This is a genomic window from Citrobacter sp. UYEF32 (assembly GCF_040546205.1).
GTDB classification, from domain to species: Bacteria; Pseudomonadota; Gammaproteobacteria; order Enterobacterales; family Enterobacteriaceae; genus Phytobacter; species Phytobacter diazotrophicus.
Genome location: NZ_JBEPNI010000007.1, coordinates 279186 through 297177, shown reverse-complemented (window position 1 = coordinate 297177; position 17992 = coordinate 279186). Strand labels below are relative to the sequence as shown.

The 17992-nt window shown below is 53.3% G+C and carries 14 protein-coding genes and 1 tRNA gene; 5 read left to right on the top strand and 10 right to left on the bottom strand.

What is annotated here, in order from left to right:
- Nucleotides 1-183 precede the first annotated feature (183 nt).
- Both crfC and ABIB59_RS20855 read left to right on the top strand, forming a co-directional pair.
- Entirely contained in the window at nt 184-2529 is a 2346-nt protein-coding gene (gene crfC, locus ABIB59_RS20860; RefSeq protein WP_039077860.1) for a clamp-binding protein CrfC, read from the top strand.
- A 2-nt stretch (nt 2530-2531) separates the two neighbouring features.
- Entirely contained in the window at nt 2532-3410 is an 879-nt protein-coding gene (locus tag ABIB59_RS20855) for a diguanylate cyclase regulator RdcB family protein (RefSeq protein WP_039077859.1), read from the top strand.
- A 101-nt stretch (nt 3411-3511) separates the two neighbouring features.
- On the opposite strand, the gene kdgT is transcribed toward ABIB59_RS20855, so the two are convergent.
- Nucleotides 3512-4510 carry a 2-keto-3-deoxygluconate transporter gene (kdgT, locus tag ABIB59_RS20850; RefSeq protein WP_039077858.1) on the bottom strand — a complete coding sequence of 333 codons (999 nt, stop codon included), beginning with the start codon at nt 4508-4510 and terminating at the stop codon, nt 3512-3514.
- Between the two features lie 684 nt (nt 4511-5194).
- On the opposite strand from kdgT, the gene proP reads away from it, so the two are divergent.
- Nucleotides 5195-6697 (top strand): glycine betaine/L-proline transporter ProP, encoded by a 1503-nt coding sequence (gene proP / locus ABIB59_RS20845; RefSeq protein WP_039077934.1) that lies wholly within the window; start codon nt 5195-5197, stop codon nt 6695-6697.
- Nucleotides 6698-6732: 35 nt separating this feature from the next.
- Here the strand turns inward: proP and ABIB59_RS20840 are convergent, their stop codons facing one another.
- The 4 genes from ABIB59_RS20840 to ABIB59_RS20825 form a co-directional block, all read right to left on the bottom strand.
- On the bottom strand, nt 6733-7689 hold the full coding sequence (locus tag ABIB59_RS20840; RefSeq protein WP_354036890.1) for a nickel/cobalt transporter: 957 nt from the start codon (nt 7687-7689) through the stop codon (nt 6733-6735).
- Nucleotides 7690-8100: 411 nt separating this feature from the next.
- Complete coding sequence (locus ABIB59_RS20835; RefSeq protein ID WP_354036888.1) at nt 8101-9231, bottom strand: nucleotidyl transferase AbiEii/AbiGii toxin family protein; 1131 nt, start codon at nt 9229-9231, stop codon at nt 8101-8103.
- Nucleotides 9231-9848, bottom strand: a complete 618-nt coding sequence (locus ABIB59_RS20830) for a DUF6088 family protein (RefSeq protein ID WP_335255429.1) — start codon at nt 9846-9848, stop codon at nt 9231-9233. The genes ABIB59_RS20835 and ABIB59_RS20830 overlap by 1 nt, the downstream gene beginning before the upstream one ends.
- Nucleotides 9849-10648: 800 nt before the next feature.
- Nucleotides 10649-10724: transfer RNA gene (locus ABIB59_RS20825), tRNA-Phe, on the bottom strand.
- Nucleotides 10725-10906: 182 nt separating this feature from the next.
- On the opposite strand from ABIB59_RS20825, the gene ABIB59_RS20820 reads away from it, so the two are divergent.
- Both ABIB59_RS20820 and ABIB59_RS20815 read left to right on the top strand, forming a co-directional pair.
- Nucleotides 10907-11752, top strand: a complete 846-nt coding sequence (locus ABIB59_RS20820; protein ID WP_354036886.1) for an AraC family transcriptional regulator — start codon at nt 10907-10909, stop codon at nt 11750-11752.
- A gap of 44 nt (nt 11753-11796) precedes the next feature.
- A complete protein-coding gene (locus ABIB59_RS20815; RefSeq protein WP_172600719.1) occupies nt 11797-12393 on the top strand; it encodes a LysE family translocator in 597 nt (198 codons plus the stop codon).
- Here the strand turns inward: ABIB59_RS20815 and ABIB59_RS20810 are convergent, their stop codons facing one another.
- The 5 genes from ABIB59_RS20810 to aspA all read right to left on the bottom strand — a co-directional run bounded on the left by ABIB59_RS20810 (nt 12394) and on the right by aspA (nt 17953).
- A complete protein-coding gene (locus tag ABIB59_RS20810; protein ID WP_039077853.1) occupies nt 12394-12969 on the bottom strand; it encodes a transcriptional regulator in 576 nt (191 codons plus the stop codon). It abuts the gene before it with no gap.
- A 48-nt stretch (nt 12970-13017) separates the two neighbouring features.
- Entirely contained in the window at nt 13018-14733 is a 1716-nt protein-coding gene (locus ABIB59_RS20805) for a protein-disulfide reductase DsbD (RefSeq protein WP_354036884.1), read from the bottom strand.
- Nucleotides 14709-15032: a divalent cation tolerance protein CutA gene (cutA, locus tag ABIB59_RS20800; protein WP_039077851.1), complete on the bottom strand. Its 324-nt coding sequence runs from the start codon at nt 15030-15032 to the stop codon at nt 14709-14711. The genes ABIB59_RS20805 and cutA overlap by 25 nt, the downstream gene beginning before the upstream one ends.
- 81 nt (nt 15033-15113) lie before the next feature.
- Nucleotides 15114-16415, bottom strand: a complete 1302-nt coding sequence (locus tag ABIB59_RS20795; protein WP_079497673.1) for an anaerobic C4-dicarboxylate transporter — start codon at nt 16413-16415, stop codon at nt 15114-15116.
- A gap of 101 nt (nt 16416-16516) precedes the next feature.
- Nucleotides 16517-17953 (bottom strand): aspartate ammonia-lyase, encoded by a 1437-nt coding sequence (aspA, locus tag ABIB59_RS20790; RefSeq protein ID WP_039077849.1) that lies wholly within the window; start codon nt 17951-17953, stop codon nt 16517-16519.
- Nucleotides 17954-17992 lie beyond the last annotated feature (39 nt).

Here is a 17992-nt window from a genome sequence, read left to right as displayed (position 1 = left end):
TTTATGTCCGGGACGGCGTGCTCTGTCAGTCTCTACCGAGAAAATGCATTTTTCCTGATTCCCATCAGGCATTTATCTTCTATAAGATATTTTCCACACGTAATTATAAAAGCCGAAACTTCACAAATAAAACATCACGGCTTAATAAAAGTAAGAAATTTGCGTTAAGGAAAGACTTTTATCATGCACACACAGACAATTTTCGAATTAAGCCAGGAAGCAGAGAGATTGTTACAGCTCTCCTTGCAGAATCTGCAGGCGCTCAAAGCCCTGCCGATTGCAACGCTTGATGAGGCGGCTTCCGGCAAAGCAGATAACGCAAATGTACTGCCATTACATTTTAGTGCTCGCGGCATCGAGACGCAGCAAGCCACTCTGCACAACGAATTACGGAAAATCACCCGCCTGGAGATGGTGTTAGCGATTGTCGGGACGATGAAAGCGGGTAAATCGACCACGATCAACGCGATTGTGGGCACTGAGGTTTTGCCTAATCGCAACCGTCCGATGACGGCGCTGCCGACATTAATCCGCCACACGCCGGGCCAGAAAGAGCCTGTACTGCATTTCGCCCATGTTGGGCCAATCGATACGCTGACCCAGCAACTCCAGATGCGGCTTTATACCTATGACCGTGAAAAGCTGGCGCAAAAACTCGAAATCGATAAAGACATGAGTGCCCTGCTCGAACGCATCGCACAAGGGGATGCGTTCGACAAACATTATCTCGGCGCGCAGCCCATTTTCCATTGTTTAAAGAGCCTTAACGATCTGGTGCGCCTGTCGAAAGCGCTGGATGTTGATTTTCCTTTCTCCGCTTACGCCTCCATAGAGAATATCCCGGTTATTGAAGTTGAGTTTGTTCACCTGGCGGGCCTTGAAAATGATTTGGGCCAGTTGACGCTGCTCGATACCCCCGGGCCAAACGAAGCGGGACAGCCGCATCTGCACAAGATGCTCAATGAACAACTGGCGCGAGCGTCTGCGGTGCTGGCGGTGATGGATTACACCCAGCTTAAGTCGATCTCTGATGAAGAGGTGCGCCACGCGATTTCCGCCGTTGGGCGCTCCGTTCCGCTGTATGCGCTGGTTAATAAATTCGATCAGAAAGACCGTAACAGCGATGACGAAGAACAGGTGCGGGCGCTGATCGCCGGGACATTAATGAAAGGCTACATTAATCCGACGCAGATTTTCCCCGTCTCCTCGATGTGGGGCTATCTGGCAAACCGCGCCCGCCATGAAATCAAACAACAGGGGAAATTACCCGACCCGCAAGAGCAGCGTTGGGTGCAGGACTTTGCCGAAGCGGCGCTGGGCCGACGCTGGAGAATGGCTGACCTGGATGATGTTGAACATATCCATCACGCCGCCGATCTGTTGTGGGAAGATTCGCTGTTTGAGCAACCTATTCGCAAGCTGCTGCATGCTGCGCACGCCAACGCGTCGCTGTATGCCCTGCGTTCGGCGTCGCATAAATTGCTTAACTACGCACAGAGCGCCCGGGAATATCTTGATTTCCGCTATCAAGGGCTGACGGTTGCGTTTGAGAACCTTGAGCACAATATCAGCCGCCTTGAAGAAGATATGACGCTACTGAAAAGCTGTCAGGAGCGCGTCAGCGATGAGATTGATCATGAGGTGGATGAAGCGCTGGCGGCGGCGGACCTCTTCATTAATAGCCAGCAAGTGGAAATTGTTGGAGCCATTAACGCCTGGTTTAGTGATGGCAGGATCATGGAAATGGCCAACGAAAGTCAGGCCGACCTGCGTCTTGAGGCGGGAGTTTCGCCAGGCCAACTGGTGCTGGAAGATGAAGGGCAGGCGCAGATTGTGCTGAGCAAAATGCGCTCCTCCTGCGAAGCGATTTTTGTCACCGCACAGGAGAAGATCGGCCGCGAACTGGCGATGCGTTTTGACCAACTGGAAAATACCCTGACCCGCTCTCTCAATGATGCGATGCGCCCGATCGAGATGCGCATTAAAGAAGAGCTCAGCCACGCGGGTTTCCGGGCGCGTATCAGTTTCCCCGCATTCCAGGCAAGCGCACTCAATTTTAATACCCGCCAGCTTTTTACCAACGCGATCGCGCCGGAAGACACTCCGGCAGGGCAGGCGCCGCGTAGCGGAAGCGTACGGGAAACGGTTTCTCGTTGGTTAAATAATCCGAGCTGGGGATGGGATGATTACGTGGTGACCCGCACACGCTACGTCATTGATGTGGCGTCATTACATACCAAGCTCGTCCAGCATGTTGCTCATTTTTGTGAACAAATTCGTAAAGCTTTGGCTGCGCAGGTCGATGTTTCTGTTACGGCGGGAATGGCGACGTTCTTTGCTGAGTTCTCGCTGAGCCTGGCGGGGCTACAAGATAGTTTGCGTGACAGTTTGGCGATTCGTCAGCAAAACGAATCGTCAGTGTTAGCATTGCGGCAGCACCTGCGACACTGCATCAAAACAGCTAACTGGATTCAGGAAGATGCACGTCTTTTACGCGATGATATCCAAACACTATTCGCAGCAGAGTAATTATGAAAAATCGACTACTGGAAGGGCCTGGGCGAACGCTTGAGTGCATTCATCCGAAGTTCATTGTGGATTTAGTGCAGGGTGCCGATGCGCCTCGCCAGAGTCAGATTGTGCCCCAACAGCAGTTGTTTCGTGAAAGACTGACCCAGGAAGTGATGGCGCAGACCCAACTGCGCCCGTGGGCCATGTCCGGTGTCTTAAATGAGAATGACTCGTTACGTCTGGGGCTGGCGGAAAAGCTCGCCAGTATGCTCGACCCCGGTCATCTTGCGCTGACGCGTATCACCCAGCGTCTGGTCTCATTACAGCAGGCTGAGCAGCGCCGTCCCGCCAACACACCGGGCAACCAGCAGCAATATGATGAGTTAATTGAGCACTTTAGCCAGCGAGCGAGCTGGAAAGAGAAAGCGCTCGGCCAGCGGGGCTTAACGGTACAGGCGGGAAATCACAGCGAACAAATTTTTACCCGCTGGCGGGCCGGGAATTATAACGGCTGGTCGATGGCGGGGCGCTGCTATGTTGCGCTGGAAGAGTTACGCTGGGGCGCTTTTGGCGACGCCTGCCGCCTGGCGAGTAGCGAGGTGGCTTCCATGCTGAAAGATAACCTGCGTGCGATGGCCTCTGATTTTCTGGCGCAGGGTATTAATGCTGCGCCTGCCACTCGCCATTTTTATCACCAGTGGCTGACAACGCCTGCGACACCGGGCCTGATGGATTATAAAGATCTGCTGGGCTGGCTTGGTGACTGGTGCGATGCGGATCGTCACCCTATTTGCTGGTCGGTGACCCAAAGCTGGCAGACAGTCGCGTTAGGTATGCCAAGGCTCTGTTCGGCATCGCGCTTAGCCACTGCCATGGTGGACGAGATTTTCGGTGAGTAAAAAGGTGTGTCCTGCAATTAACCAATGTTGATGGCTAATTGCAGGGCATAGCGATAAACAGGCAAAGAGAAGCCCCCGGCGTGTCACGTCGGGGGCTTTTTTTAATGATTGAGCGATGCAGCGGGATTGTCTGCCGTTTTGGTCGTTTCAGGCACGTCGCCAAACCGTCTGGCGTACAGTGCGGTGATGATGGGCACCAGAATCGCCGTTACAATCACGCTTGCTGCCACCAGCGCCGTTGCGGAGGCGGCTACCGGTTCAAACGCCGGGTTGATTTGGGCAATGATCACCGGGTTTGCTACCGCAGCCCCGGCTGCCGATGAGGCAGCGACACCTGCCGTACCGTTACCGCCACCAATGACTTTATCGGCAATAATCAGTGGAATACCGGTGATGATGATAACCGCGATACCCAGGACGATACCCAGCAGACCGGTATCGAGGATCACTTTCAGGTTGATGGTATTACCCAGCGCGAAGCCGAAGAACGGGATCAGTACTGGTGTGGCTTTACTAAAGAACGCGCGCAGATCGTGGTCGAGGTTGCCCAGCGTAAAGCCAATCAGGAACGGCAGTACAGCTCCGATAAAGTGGTGCGGTTCGAAGGATGCCAGGCCCGCAGATCCCAGAATGACCATGGTCATCAGTGGGCCGGATTCCAGCGACATCAGCACGAATGCGCCCGATTCTTCTTTGGTGCCGTACTGGTTCATCAGGCTGGCATACAGGCCGCCGTTGGTCATGTCCATCGCGGAAACAATAGCCAATACGGAGATACCGGCGAAGAAACCGGTCTGAATACCGCCTTCCGGGATAAAGGTGGCGGCGATCATTGCCACTACCCAGGCAACGGCGATTTTTGTCAGTACCAGCGTGCCGGATTTGCGTAAGACGGTCCCGGTGGCGCGTAAATCAATTGACGCGCCGATACAGAAAAACCAAACGGCAAGAATAGGTACCGTACCTGTGATCATACCCTTGGTGAAAGAACCGAAATAAGCGCCTGTGTTAGGTGCCAGCGTATTTAAAATTGCCCCAAGCAGCAAAGGTATTAACATCATCCCACCGGGGATGCGTTCAATGGTGGCTTTGATTTTCATTATGAATCCTCATATCTCATCATGTGCAATGACCGAGAAAATAAAAACATGCTATTCAATGAGTTAAACCTTCCTGGTTTGAATTTTTTCAATGTCCGGAGCTGTTATTCCTTTCCGGAGATCACCGTCGCTATCCTTGTCTGTTTTGTGTCTGGACGTATGATGCGATCATTGGAATATTGATTCAATGAAAATAAAACACTGTTTTAGTTATCTTCATCACATATTCCGTGTAAAGATTTATATGTGAACAATTAAATAACTTTGCGTTACATAGTTTCTGTAAAAAGGTGAATGGATACAGCTAGCAGAATAATAATCACGGGGGGTATGGCATATCAGTGTAAATAGCAACCGGGAGTATTCTATAAGTTAAAAACGTTTTTTCTCGTTAAGTAAAACGCAGTTCCGACAGAAAGAGGAGGGGATTGCCAGAATTGTGGGTGTTATCACAGGGATATTTTGTGTGAAGTTGATCACGTTTTTAAACCCTGTTAGGGTAAAAGGCGGTTAAACAACGCTCTGCCAGGCGTCAACAGGTTCGGTTGTACAGGCTGTAACCAGCCAGTGTAAGTAAACCTGCTACGCTTGAACAAGGTAAGTCGGCATGTATGGCTTAATACGCGCAATGCCGGTATGGCATATCAAATGCGCGGTTCAGGGCGAAAGTCAAAAGAGGACATCATGTTAAAAAGGAAGAAAGTTAAACCTATTACGCTGCGCGATGTAACCATCATTGATGACGGTAAGTTGCGAAAAGCAATAACTGCCGCTTCACTCGGTAACGCGATGGAATGGTTTGATTTTGGCGTATATGGGTTCGTAGCTTACGCACTGGGTAAAGTGTTTTTTCCTGATGCCAACCCCAGTGTGCAAATGATTGCCGCGCTGGCGACCTTCTCCGTTCCGTTCCTGATTCGCCCGCTGGGTGGTTTGTTTTTCGGGATGCTTGGCGATAAATATGGGCGGCAGAAAATCCTCGCTATCACCATTGTGATTATGTCCGTCAGTACATTCTGTATTGGGCTTATTCCCTCGTATGCCTCTATTGGTATTTGGGCGCCTATCCTGCTCTTGCTGTGCAAAATGGCACAGGGGTTTTCAGTGGGCGGGGAATACACCGGCGCATCGATTTTCGTAGCGGAATACTCCCCGGACCGTCGACGCGGTTTTCTGGGCAGTTGGCTTGATTTTGGTTCGATAGCGGGCTTCGTTATCGGTGCGGGCGTTGTTGTGCTTATCTCCACCGTCGTTGGTGAAGAAAACTTCCTCAGTTGGGGCTGGCGTATTCCCTTCTTCCTGGCGTTGCCACTGGGGATAATCGGTCTCTATTTGCGCCATGCGCTGGAAGAGACTCCGGCGTTCCAGCAGCACGTGGATAAACTGGAGCAGGGCGATCGCGAAGGGCTGCAAAACGGCCCGAAAGTCTCCTTCAAAGAGATTGCGACAAAGCACTGGCGTAGTTTGCTGATCTGTATCGGTATGGTGATTGCGACCAACGTCACCTATTACATGTTGTTGACGTACATGCCGAGCTATCTGTCGCATAACCTGAACTATTCAGAAGACCACGGCGTGCTGATTATTATCGCGATTATGGTCGGTATGCTGTTTGTTCAGCCTGTGATGGGCTTACTCAGCGACCGTTTTGGCCGCCGTCCGTTTATTATTCTTGGGAGTGTGGCGCTGTTTGCGCTGTCCATTCCGGCATTTATCTTGATCAACAGCAACGTGACGGGGCTGATTTTCGCGGGATTGCTGATGCTGGCCGTGATTCTCAACTGTTTCATTGGCGTGATGGCATCGACATTGCCGGCAATGTTCCCGACGCACATTCGTTATAGCGCACTGGCGAGTGCCTTTAACATTTCGGTGCTGGTAGCTGGTCTGACCCCGACACTGGCCGCCTGGCTGGTTGAAAGTACTCAGAACCTGATGATGCCAGCTTATTATCTGATGGTTGTTGCGGTGATTGGTCTGATCACTGGGCTTACGATGAAGGAGACGGCGAATCGCCCATTAAAAGGTGCGACGCCTGCGGCTTCCGATATCCAGGAGGCAAAAGAGATTCTGCGCGAGCATCACGATAATATTGAACAGAAAATCGAAGACATCGATGCGGAAATTGCTGAGCTACAGGCGAAACGCTCACGCCTTGTCGACCAGCACCCAAGGATTAACGAATAACAGACAAAGCCCGGTTCACGTACCGGGCTTTTTTATCAGCAGCCCGCCGCAATATAATCACCGCCAGGACTGACCGGAACGACGGTTAAGAACAACACCACGGCGAACAAAATCAGCGCCAGCCCGCCGACGATATTCAGTGCCGGTACCAGCCATGGCATGCTGCCGCTCTCCGCACCAAAAAAGGCAGCCGTCCGGTTGCGGGCATAACGCACTGCCAGTGACAGACCCATAATCGACAATGCGGTACCGAATGCCATTGTCATTACGGCTGCGATCCCCCAGCTCACAATGCCCAGCGCGTTAGAAAAGAGCAAAATCATGATTGCGCCGCTGCAGGGGCGTGCACCAATGGCGAGTATGACGCCCAGACGTGTTTTCCAGTCGCCCTGCGTACTGATTCCCACACCGTGGTTTCCGCAGCCGCAGTCGTCAGAATGCCGGTGAGACAGAGGCCTCATGGCAGTGATTTTCATTTTTTGCGGTTTGATGGTTTTTATCGCTTTGACGATGAGCCAGACGCCAAACCCACCCACCATAAACGCGCTGATTTTCTCAACGTACCAGCGGCTCTCACTGAGATCGCCAGAGGCGAGGTTAAAACCTACCGCGAGGATAAAGACAAAAAGAATGGCGCTCACACCTTGCATCAGGCTGCCAAGAAACGGGATGACGCGGGCGGCGGTTTGGCTCTCCTGGTTGGTGCTGAGATAGGTTGTGACGATAAATTTTCCGTGACCCGGCCCAACCGCATGTAACACGCCATAAAAGAATGAACCGGTCAGTAGCCATAGTCCCCCGGCATACTGATGGTTATTCAGTTGCAGCAGGTACATCACCAGATAACGATGCAGCGTAATCTGGGTTGCCAGGCACCACTGGATAAAGGCATTCCAGTGCGCATGTAGCGCAAAGGCGGCGCCCAGCAATAACATCACTGCTACGATGGCGCCAGGCAGACGCCATTGACGGGTAAGCGTTTGGGTTGTCATAAGCTTTAGGGGAATGGTTAAAGCATGACCGCAGTATAGGTGCTGCTTGTGGGGAGCTCCAGCCAGGGGAGGGGATGATCGTTACCAGACGTAAGTGGCGAGACGAAAAGAGCCTGTCTGGCTCATTGAGTGAGGGGGCGCTCGGTAAGCGCAGCGCACCCTGGATTCCCGGATACGGCGCAAGCGCCTTATCAGGGTTACATTTTAAAAAAAATGCGCGAAAACGCACCCGCCAGGGTGAAGGGAATATATGGCTCTGGACGCGCTGGCCCCGTAGGGGTGAGCCGCTAGCGGCGAATAATCGAACGGAGTTTGATGGAGAGTCCGGAAAACCAAAAGCAAAAAACAGCCATAGGCTGGGCTCTCTGAATAGTGGTGCCCGGACTCATGAACATTAAATTACTTACCAATTTAATTTCCAGCAGAAATCTTTCTGCTACTTATTGTCAAGACCCTGCGTGTGACCCGCATTATTTGTACCCGAGAGTCACGCATAAACCGATTGATTTCATCTTGTGCATGACGAAGACGATCGGCAATGTCAGCAAATCTGTCAGGCTCACGAAAGAACATCCCTCCTTCCACCGCCGTTTGATGATCCCTGGCGATGGCGGCGAGTCGTTCAGCGTCATCAGGCAACAGTTGCAGGTTTCCGACAATCACCTGAGTAAAATCCACGCCCGGCACGGACCAGCGACGTTGCTTCATCTCGACCACATTCTGCATGGCTTCCAGCGTTTCATAGGGGCTGGCAAAATGATTACGCAGCAGACAATCCACATCATACCAGTGGCGTGCCAGTCGGGCCGGGTTTGGCGCTTTGGTTTGTGTGCAGAATTGGTGCAGAGCCGTCAGTTTTTCCCAAAGAATATAACCGGTGTCATAAGCGTTTACGGTCGCGGCGGGTAACAGAAGTGTATCCATTCCTGCAATCCCAGACAGATAGCTTACAACAGGCATCAGGTCGGTTGGCTTGCCACGATTTCGCCCGCCAAATTCCAGCAGAATATGATCGCGTTGATAGGCCATATTGTCTTCAGTCACCCGCGGGAAATTGATGTCTATTTTTTCTCCACTGCTGTCGGGTTCCATTTTTGCTTCAAGCTCCGGAATTTCATAAGCTTGAAAGCGTTGATTTAACCGTTCTGCCAGCGTGTTTGTCCATTCTGTTAAGCGCTCTTGCTGTTGCTCTCTGAACCGGCGATTCTGGCTGTTATTTAGCGTGCTTTGCTCCCAAGCCTGCTGTTCTTCCTCTTCTGAGTGACCTGCCAGATCGGCCCAGTGAACAGAAAGATCGATATCTTCAGAAAAGCGCTCAATCACGTTCCAGCACTTGCTTAATGCCGTTCCACCTTTAAACGCGACAGATAAATCTCCTAATAGACCCTCATTAAAAAGCAGCCGAAGGATCTCCGTTACCCAGAGATCCTTTTCCAGAAAGCTGGCTCCCAGCCCGGAGGGATGCTGCTGTGCCGCGTAAGAGAGGATTTCCTGAAGCTCCCGGCGTTGCGATGCGCTCCGGTAGTAATCAAAAATGTTCATCAGAGGGTCTTTTGCAAGGTCATCAGATGCGAGCGCCACGCGTGAAGCGCAGGCTCATTCATTAACTTCCCGGCAATCTGTCGCGCTTCAGCGGACGGAATGTTCAGCCGATGGAAGGCATTCTTCAACGTTTCCGGCGGGGTATGCTCCTGATCCAGACTCAGCAAACTGCGCATCAGCTCTCCTTCGGGCCGCCTCAGCCAACGTAACCGGCTTGCTGATTTATGTTGGATCCGTACCCGCTCATTGCCGACACGAAACTCTCGCGTAGGGCCGCTTGACCAGTAGATGCGTTTAACCGGCGCCTGTGTTTGCAGACCTAACCGATAAGCGGCTTCCAGTCCCTGAAGGGTGATTTTATAACCGCGCGCTTTTGCCCACGCTGCGGCAACATCATTGGCGCTGGCGATAACGTTAATAGAGGGGATATTTTTCAGTGGTTTTGGTCGGGAGTAGAAGCCGCGTTCAACCCGGACCAAAAGGCCTTCTTTTACCAGACGACTCATTGCCTGTTGTACCGATGCGCGGCTTCCCAACGAATAAAATCCGCTGATGGAAAAGGGGATACCCCGCTTCATGCGGTGGACCCGCTGGCGGGCCAGAGCGGCAACAGACATTGATTCTCCTGTACTGATATTTTTACTGAATGTGATCTTATTCTAGACCAATATTATCAGGCTATACAAGATTATTGATGTCAGCAAAAATATGTCTACCCTGGTATAATTACTGACAGGATCGCTATGAAGAGTGACCCTGTCGGTTTCTGTATCAAGCCCCAGCGTTTAGTGGTTCCGCATTGCGTCTGAATCTGGGGTCTTCTTGTTTTCCGTGCTGCTCAGCCCAACCGAGAACCTGAGCCAGCAATTGTCGCATGTAGTCATCGGTATCCCTGATGGTTTCAAAAGGAGAATGCTGTTCGGATGACAGGAGTGCAGTCAATAAACCCTGAACGCCAGTAGCCAGACCCTCGTCCTGAGTAATTTGCAGATAAGCATTTAGCGGCTTATCTTTCGACGCTTCGTCTCCACCCATAAAACGTTCAAAATCAGGAATACTGACGCGGTGGCGAACCGTAAGCCCTTCATTATAGTGGTGCCCGGACTCGGACTAACGCCGAAGGCGTTGAACGGCGCGCGCGTCGCGCTGGCCCCGTAGGGGTGAGCCGCTTGTGGCGAATAATCGAACGGAGTTCGATGAAGAGTCCGGTCGTAGAAAAGCAAAAACCCAGCCATAGGCTGGGTTCTCTGAATAGTGGTGCCCGGACTCGGACTAACGCCGGAGGCGTTGAACAGCGCGCGTGTCGCGCTGGCCCCGTAGGGGTGAGCCGCTAGCGGCGAATAATCGAACGGAGTTTGATGGAGAGTCCGGTCGTAGAAAAGCAAAAACCCAGCCATAGGCTGGGTTCTCTGAATAGTGGTGCCCGGACTCGGAATCGAACCAAGGACACGGGGATTTTCAATCCCCTGCTCTACCGACTGAGCTATCCGGGCAACGGGGCGCATTAAACCCTAATCAATGTAATGCGTCAACTCTATTTCAAAAAATGCTGTTCAGTTGCTCAAGTTTGCGGCAGTCTGAGTGATTCTGCGCCACAAAACGGCGTATTGCACAAATCTTCCAGATTTTTTCCGCACGGGAGAGTAATGCTGTTCCCGGGGATTTCGGAGGCAATATGGCTAATAACTGGCTGGAACTGCGGCAACATGCGGACACCGGCATCGAAACAATTCGCGCCCACTTTGAAGGCCATGCGTACGATCCGCACTGGCACGACAGCTATCTGGTGGGTATCACCCTCAGCGGAACGCAGGAATTTCATTGCCGCCGTGAGCGTCATCGCAGTACGCCGGGAGATGCCTTCTTGCTCGAGCCCGGTGAAATTCACGATGGTGACGCGCCGGTTGAAGGCGGTTTCACCTACCTGACATTCTACCTCGATGAAGCGTGGCTCAGTTCCACCCTCCGGGGTTTGTACGAGTCCGTCCCTTCCAGTTATTCGCTGCATTTTTCCCGCACGATGGCGCGCGAGCCACAGCTTGCTGGCGCGATCGCCCGGACCTTTCATTCACTGCACAGCGAAGAGATGCGCATTGTGCAGCAAAGCACCATGGATGATCTGCTCGGGCAGCTTACCCGGCACAGCCAGTGGCGCAAGCGCCTGCCGTCGCATCTGCAAAGCGCAGCGGTGGCTCATCGCGCACGGGACTATTTGCATGCCCATATGGGGGAAAACATCGGCCTGTCCGATCTGGCCCGCGAAACGGGTACCGACCGGTTTACCCTGACCCGTTGTTTTAAGCGCGAATTTCATCTCTCCCCCCATGCCTGGCTTATTCAACTGCGGCTGGCCAATGCCCGAAGCATGCTGGCGCGCGGCGAACAACCGGCGGACGTGGCGGCTACGCTGGGCTTTGCCGATCAAAGCCATCTGGGACGCTGGTTCCAGCGGGCATATCGGCTATCGCCAGCCCACTACCGGAAACTTTGCACAAATCTTCCAGACGACATCCGTAAATAACGCCAAAGTCACAGGACGGAGAATAAGGAGTCCCGACTGTGAACATGCTCTACAGCTACCTGCCATTTATGTTGTTTGCCTTTGTGGCGTCGATAACGCCCGGCCCGACCAATATTCTGATCCTTGCCAGCAGTCAACGCTATGGCATCAGGGCCACGCTACCTGCGGTGTTCGGGGCATGTGTGGCAGCAAGCCTTATTGTGTTTATCTCCGGGGCGGGGGCAGGAGAGATACTGCGAGGGTATCCGTTGCTACGTGAGGGGATGAGTTGGGCCGGTGCATTGTGGCTAAGCTGGATGAGCTGGCAGCTCTTTACCGCCCCGGCAGCGGATCTGAACGAGAAGAGTGGTGAACCCTTTAGCGGCAAAGCGGCGGCCATGTTGCAGCTAATCAATCCCAAAACCTGGATGATGGCGCTGGCCGTGGTCAGTCTGTTTGCCCCGAACGGCGCGCATCCCGTGCGCGAAGTGTCATTTTTGTCACTGAGCTTCCTGCTCATTTCGGTGCTCTGCCTGGGCGCGTGGACACTACTGGGCAAAGCGGTAAACCGGCTCTTTCGCAGTGCGGCATCGCTGATTTGGTTTCAACGGGCGATGGCGCTCTGCCTGCTGATTTCCGCCTGGGCCGGGTTTATGCACTGATCAGGTTAATGCACCGCCCGTGCGACAACATGCAAAACGAAGAATATCTTCTGCGAGCTGTCGGGCGGTATCGACGTCGGTCTGGCTGCGATTGACCAGCATCCTGCTTAGACAACCTTCCAGCACCAGCTCCATCTGTTTCGCGACCATTGTCGGGTCGTCCACTTCCAGTTGGGTTAACAGGTCATGGGTGAAGTCGAAGGCCGCTTGCTTTTGCTGATCCGCCAGTTGGTGTATCGGATGGTCCGGGTCGGGGTAAAAGGTGCAGGCGGCGATAAACAGGCAGCCCGGATAGCGATTGTTACTAACGCAATCCGTCAACGCCCCATAACGCGCCAGCAATTTTTGCTCTTTTGTCAGCTCTTCATCGAGTAATAACTGCCTGCGCCAGATATCAACCTGCTGGCTGAGATAGCGTAGCGCATCATAAAACAGCGCTTCTTTATCCGGCCAGAAACGCAAAAACTCCTCTAACGGGTAGTCAATACGTTCCGCGACCATTTCCGGCGTGGTGTCAGCAATCCCTCTTAATTCAAATAATTGAAGTGTCTGGCTTAAAACATCTTCACGTTGCACGGTAAGTTCCTCCGTTGTCAGAAGCCTGCGTCCCCAACCAAGTGTTGTTTACGGTGTGTGATTGCGCAAATGTGTCGTAAAGGCAGGCGCATCCATAAACCCCGTGACCCGCTGTGCCGGTTGCTCGTGGCCTTGCGCATCAAAAAACACAATGGTGGGTAAGCCCAGAACCTGTAAATGGTGCAGCAGCGCTTGATCCTGTGCGTTATTGGCGGTGACATCCGCCTGTAATAACACGGAATTTTTTAATGCTGCCTGAACCCGCGTATCGCTAAAGGTGTACTTCTCAAACTCTTTGCACGCCACGCACCAGTCGGCGTAAAGATCCAGCATCACCGGGCGACCTTTGGCCTGTGCCAGCGCCTGATTAAGGTCATCCACGGTTTTGATGGTAGTAAATGACAGGTGCGCCTGGTTTTGCGCCGCTGGATGACCAAAGGCCCAGTCCTGCAAGGGACGAGCGCAAATCAGCGCCGCACCTAACAGGACGATTTGCACAATGCGCATCACCGGGCGGGTTGCGCCGAGGCTGACAATAAAGGCCCAGGCGAAAAAGGCGACGCCGAGCAGCGACCATAAGCGTAAACCCCAGTTATCGCCCAATACTCGCTCGAGCAGGAAAACGGGTAACGCCAGGATCACAAAGCCAAAGGCGATTTTGACCTGCGCCATCCACGGGCCGCTTTTCGGCAGCAGGCGGTTGCCAAAGACGGTAACCATAATCAGCGGCAATCCCATCCCCAGGGCATACAGATATAGCGTGCCGCCGCCAAGCCACAGATTACCGCTTTGGGCGATATAGAGCAGGATGGCGCTCAGCGGCGCTGTGGTGCAAGGGGAACAAATTAGCCCGGCAATCGCCCCCATAGCGAATACACCGCCTGCGGAACCACCTTGTTGGCGGTTGCTCATCAGCGTTAAGCGGGTTTGCAGCGAGGAGGGCAATTGCAGGGTGAACAGGCCAAACATCGACAGCGCCAGCACAAGAAAAACCACCGACAGGCCAATCAGCACATACGGATGCTGGAGTGCTGCCTGGAACTGGAGACCGGCCGCCGCCACGACCAGGCCCAGCGCGGTATAGGTCAGCGCCATGCCCTGCACATAGATAAATGCCAGCAGCAGCGCGCGGGGCGTTGAAAGGCGTTGTTTGCCCCCCAGCACGATGCCTGAGATCAGCGGGTACATCGGTAAGACGCAGGGGGTGAAGGCCACGCCAATGCCAATCAGCAGCGCCCAGAGGGCGGAGAAGGGCAGCGCGGCTGGAGCCGTATCGTCATTGCCCCTCACCCCGGCCCTCTCCCCGGAGGGGCGAGGGGGGATGGATTGGGCAGTGGCTTTCACCTCACTCAACGGAATCACTTTGGTTTCCGGCGGGTAACAGAACCCGGCGTCCGCACAACCCTGGTAGATCACCGTCAGGGTCGCGCCTTTGGCCGCCTCGGTGATGGTCACCGGCAGGTGCAACTGTTGGCGATAAATCTCGCTCTTGCCATAAAACTCATCGTTATGTGGCTCGCCGAAAGGCAGTTGTGGCGGGGTGATCTCCGCCTGCTGCGCAGTGAGTTTGATTTGCTGGCGATAGAGGTAATAGCCCTCTTTCACCTGCCAGTTCAGCTTGAGTTCATTTTCCTGCTGCTGGAAATCAAACATAAAGGCCTGATCGGCCGGAACAAAACTGGACCGTCCGGGGGCGTCAAATAACCCGGCAAGGGCCGGTGTGCTGCATAACAGCAGAATCAGCGTAAGGATGCGTTGAGCCATGAGAGGTAATCAAAATCTCCGTGAGTAACCGGTATAGCGAGTAATTCTGGGGTCTGATAAGGGTGATGCGATTTTATGCAGGCGAAGAGATCTTCAAGGTGTGCAACGTCAGTTTTGAGCAACAACTGTACTTCATATTCCTGTTCCAGCTTCCCCTCCCAGTAGTACATAGAGGTGGCGCCGGGGAGGAGGGTCACGCAGGCAGCCAGCTTATCGGCCAGCGCTTTGGCGGCCAGCTCCTGGGCCGTCGCTTCATCCGGGGCGGTACAGAGCACAACAACAGTATCAGGCGTGTTCATCGTTAACCTCTTCGCAGCGAAAAGGGGACTATATCACGCACACGAAAAACGGGCCGCAGTACGGCCCGTTTTTAACCACTTTTACAACAGAATACCGCCAATTACGAAACCGAGTATTACGCACAGGGTGATGGCGATAACGCCCGGAACTAAAAAGGCATGGTTAAACACATATTTGCCGATACGCGTTGAACCCGTATCGTCCATTTCCACCGCCGCAAGCAGCGTTGGGTAGGTTGGCAGGACAAACAATGCAGATACCGCAGCAAACGATGCCACGGCGGTCAGCGGGCTGACACCCAGCATCAGTGCCGCAGGCATCAGCGCTTTCGCGGTTGCTGCCTGAGAGTAAAGCAGGGTAGAGGCGAAAAACAGCACCACTGCCAGCAGCCACGGGTAGCTGTTGAGCAGGTTGCCGGCCACAGTCTGGATATCCTGAATGTGGTTTTTCACAAAGGTATCGCCCAGCCAGGCCACGCCCAGGACGCAAATACAGGCGCTCATACCGGATTTGAAGGTGCTGGCGTTGAGAATGTCGCCCGTGTTGATTTTACAGGTCAGGCAAATCAGCGTGGCGATGGTTAACATGAACACCACAATCGCTTCGTTACGTGGCAATACCGGGTTCGTGATAAGACCTACGTTCGGACTGATTGCCGTGGCGTACAGCATGACGGCGATAATCCCAACCAGGAACAGCAGCACGGAACGTTTGGCATGCGGTTTCATCTCGAAAACTTTGCTGCCGCGCAGTTTGACTTCCCCTCTTGCCAGACGCTCCTGGTAAACCGGATCATCTTTCAATTCAGCGCCGAGGAAGTTACACACAATAGCCGTCAGCATAACGGCAATCAGCGTAACAGGAATACAGACCGCCAGCAGCGTCAGATAACTCACACCGAGCGGTTCCAGAATGCCGGCAAAAAAGACGACAGCCGCAGAGATGGGGGAGGCGGTAATAGCGATTTGCGAAGCCACGACGGCAATGGAAAGTGGGCGGGAAGGACGAATCCCTTGCTCTTTCGCCACTTCGGTAATGACCGGCAGCGTAGAAAACGCCGTATGACCGGTACCCGCCAGGATGGTCATAAACCAGGTGACCAGCGGGGCGAGAAAAGTAATGTATTTCGGATGACGGCGCAGCATACGCTCCGCAATACTCACCAGGTAATCCATGCCCCCTGCCACCTGCATCGCGGCAATCGAGGCGATGACCGCCATGATGATTTCAATCACATCGAAGGGTATAGCGCCGGGTTTGATTTGAAAAAAGAGTGTCAGTACAAGCACCCCGAAACCACCGGCAAAACCGATGCCGATACCGCCGAGTCTGGCCCCCAGGTAAATAGCAAGCAGGACGAGTACAAGTTCTGCAGCAAACATAATTGCCTTCCTTGTTGATGAAATGAGAATGATTTTTTTTACTGCAGGCTAAAAAAAAGGCACGTCAGAGCTGACGTGCCTTGTGGCTTTAGCCGTCAGTGTTACTGTTCGCTTTCATCGGTATAACGCTTCGCCTTATAGGCCGGATGCATCAGGTTCTGTGCGGAGAAAATATCATCCAGCTCCGCTTCCGTCAGCAGACCGCGCTCCAGCACGACCTCGCGCACACTCTTGCCCGTTTCGGCGCAGATTTTGCCGACGATGTCACCGTTATGGTGGCCAATAAACGGGTTGAGGTAGGTCACAATACCAATCGAGTTATAGACATAGCCTTCGCACACAGACTTGTTAGCCGTGATACCGCTGACGCATTTTTCCAGCAGGTTGTAGCAGGCGTTGGTCAGAATGTGGATGGACTCAAACATGGCCTGGCCAATCACTGGCTCCATCACGTTCAACTGTAACTGGCCCGCTTCGGACGCCATGGTTACGGTGGTGTCGTTACCGATGACTTTGAAGCACACCTGGTTCACCACTTCCGGCACGACCGGGTTCACTTTAGCTGGCATGATAGACGAGCCTGCCTGCAGTTCCGGCAGGTTGATTTCGTTCAGACCCGCACGTGGACCCGAAGAGAGCAGTCGCAGGTCATTACAGATTTTGGACATTTTGACGGCCAGGCGTTTCAGCGCGCTGTGTACCATCACGTAAGCACCGCAGTCGGAGGTCGCTTCAATCAGGTCTTCTGCCGGAACTACAGGCAGGTTGCTCACTTCCGCCAGTTTTTGCACCGCCAGTTGCTGGTAGCCATCCGGGGTGTTCAGACGTGTGCCGATAGCCGTTGCGCCGAGGTTCACTTCCAGCAGCAGCTCGGAAGTGCGCAGCAGGTTTTTTGTCTCTTCATTCAGCAGTACGTTGAAGGCGTGGAACTCTTGTCCCAGCGTCATCGGAACGGCGTCCTGCAACTGCGTACGACCCATTTTCAGGATGTCACGGAACTCATCCGCTTTGTGTTCAAAACCTTCACCTAACTGAGTGATGGCATCGACCAGCTTGAGGATGGAGGTATACACCGCGATACGAAAACCGGTCGGGTAGGCGTCGTTGGTGGACTGGCATTTATTGACGTGGTCGTTCGGGTTGAGGTACTGGTATTCGCCTTTCTGGTGGCCCATGAGCTCCAGACCGATGTTGGCCAGTACTTCGTTGGTGTTCATGTTTACTGATGTCCCTGCGCCGCCCTGATAGACGTCGACCGGGAACTGGTCCATGCATTTGCCGTTATTCAGGACTTCATCACATGCCGCCACGATGGTGTTCGCAATGCTCTTAGGAATGGTTTGCAGCTCCTTGTTGGCCAGAGCAGCCGCTTTTTTCACCATTACCATTCCCCGGACAAACTCCGGGATGTCGCTGATTTTGCTGTTACTAATGTAGAAGTTCTCAATCGCTCTAAGAGTATGCACACCATAATAGGCATCCGCTGGAACTTCCCTTGTGCCCAACAAATCTTCTTCGATACGAATGTTGTTTAACATGTGAACCTTCTTTATCAAGCTACGAATGAATACACCAAA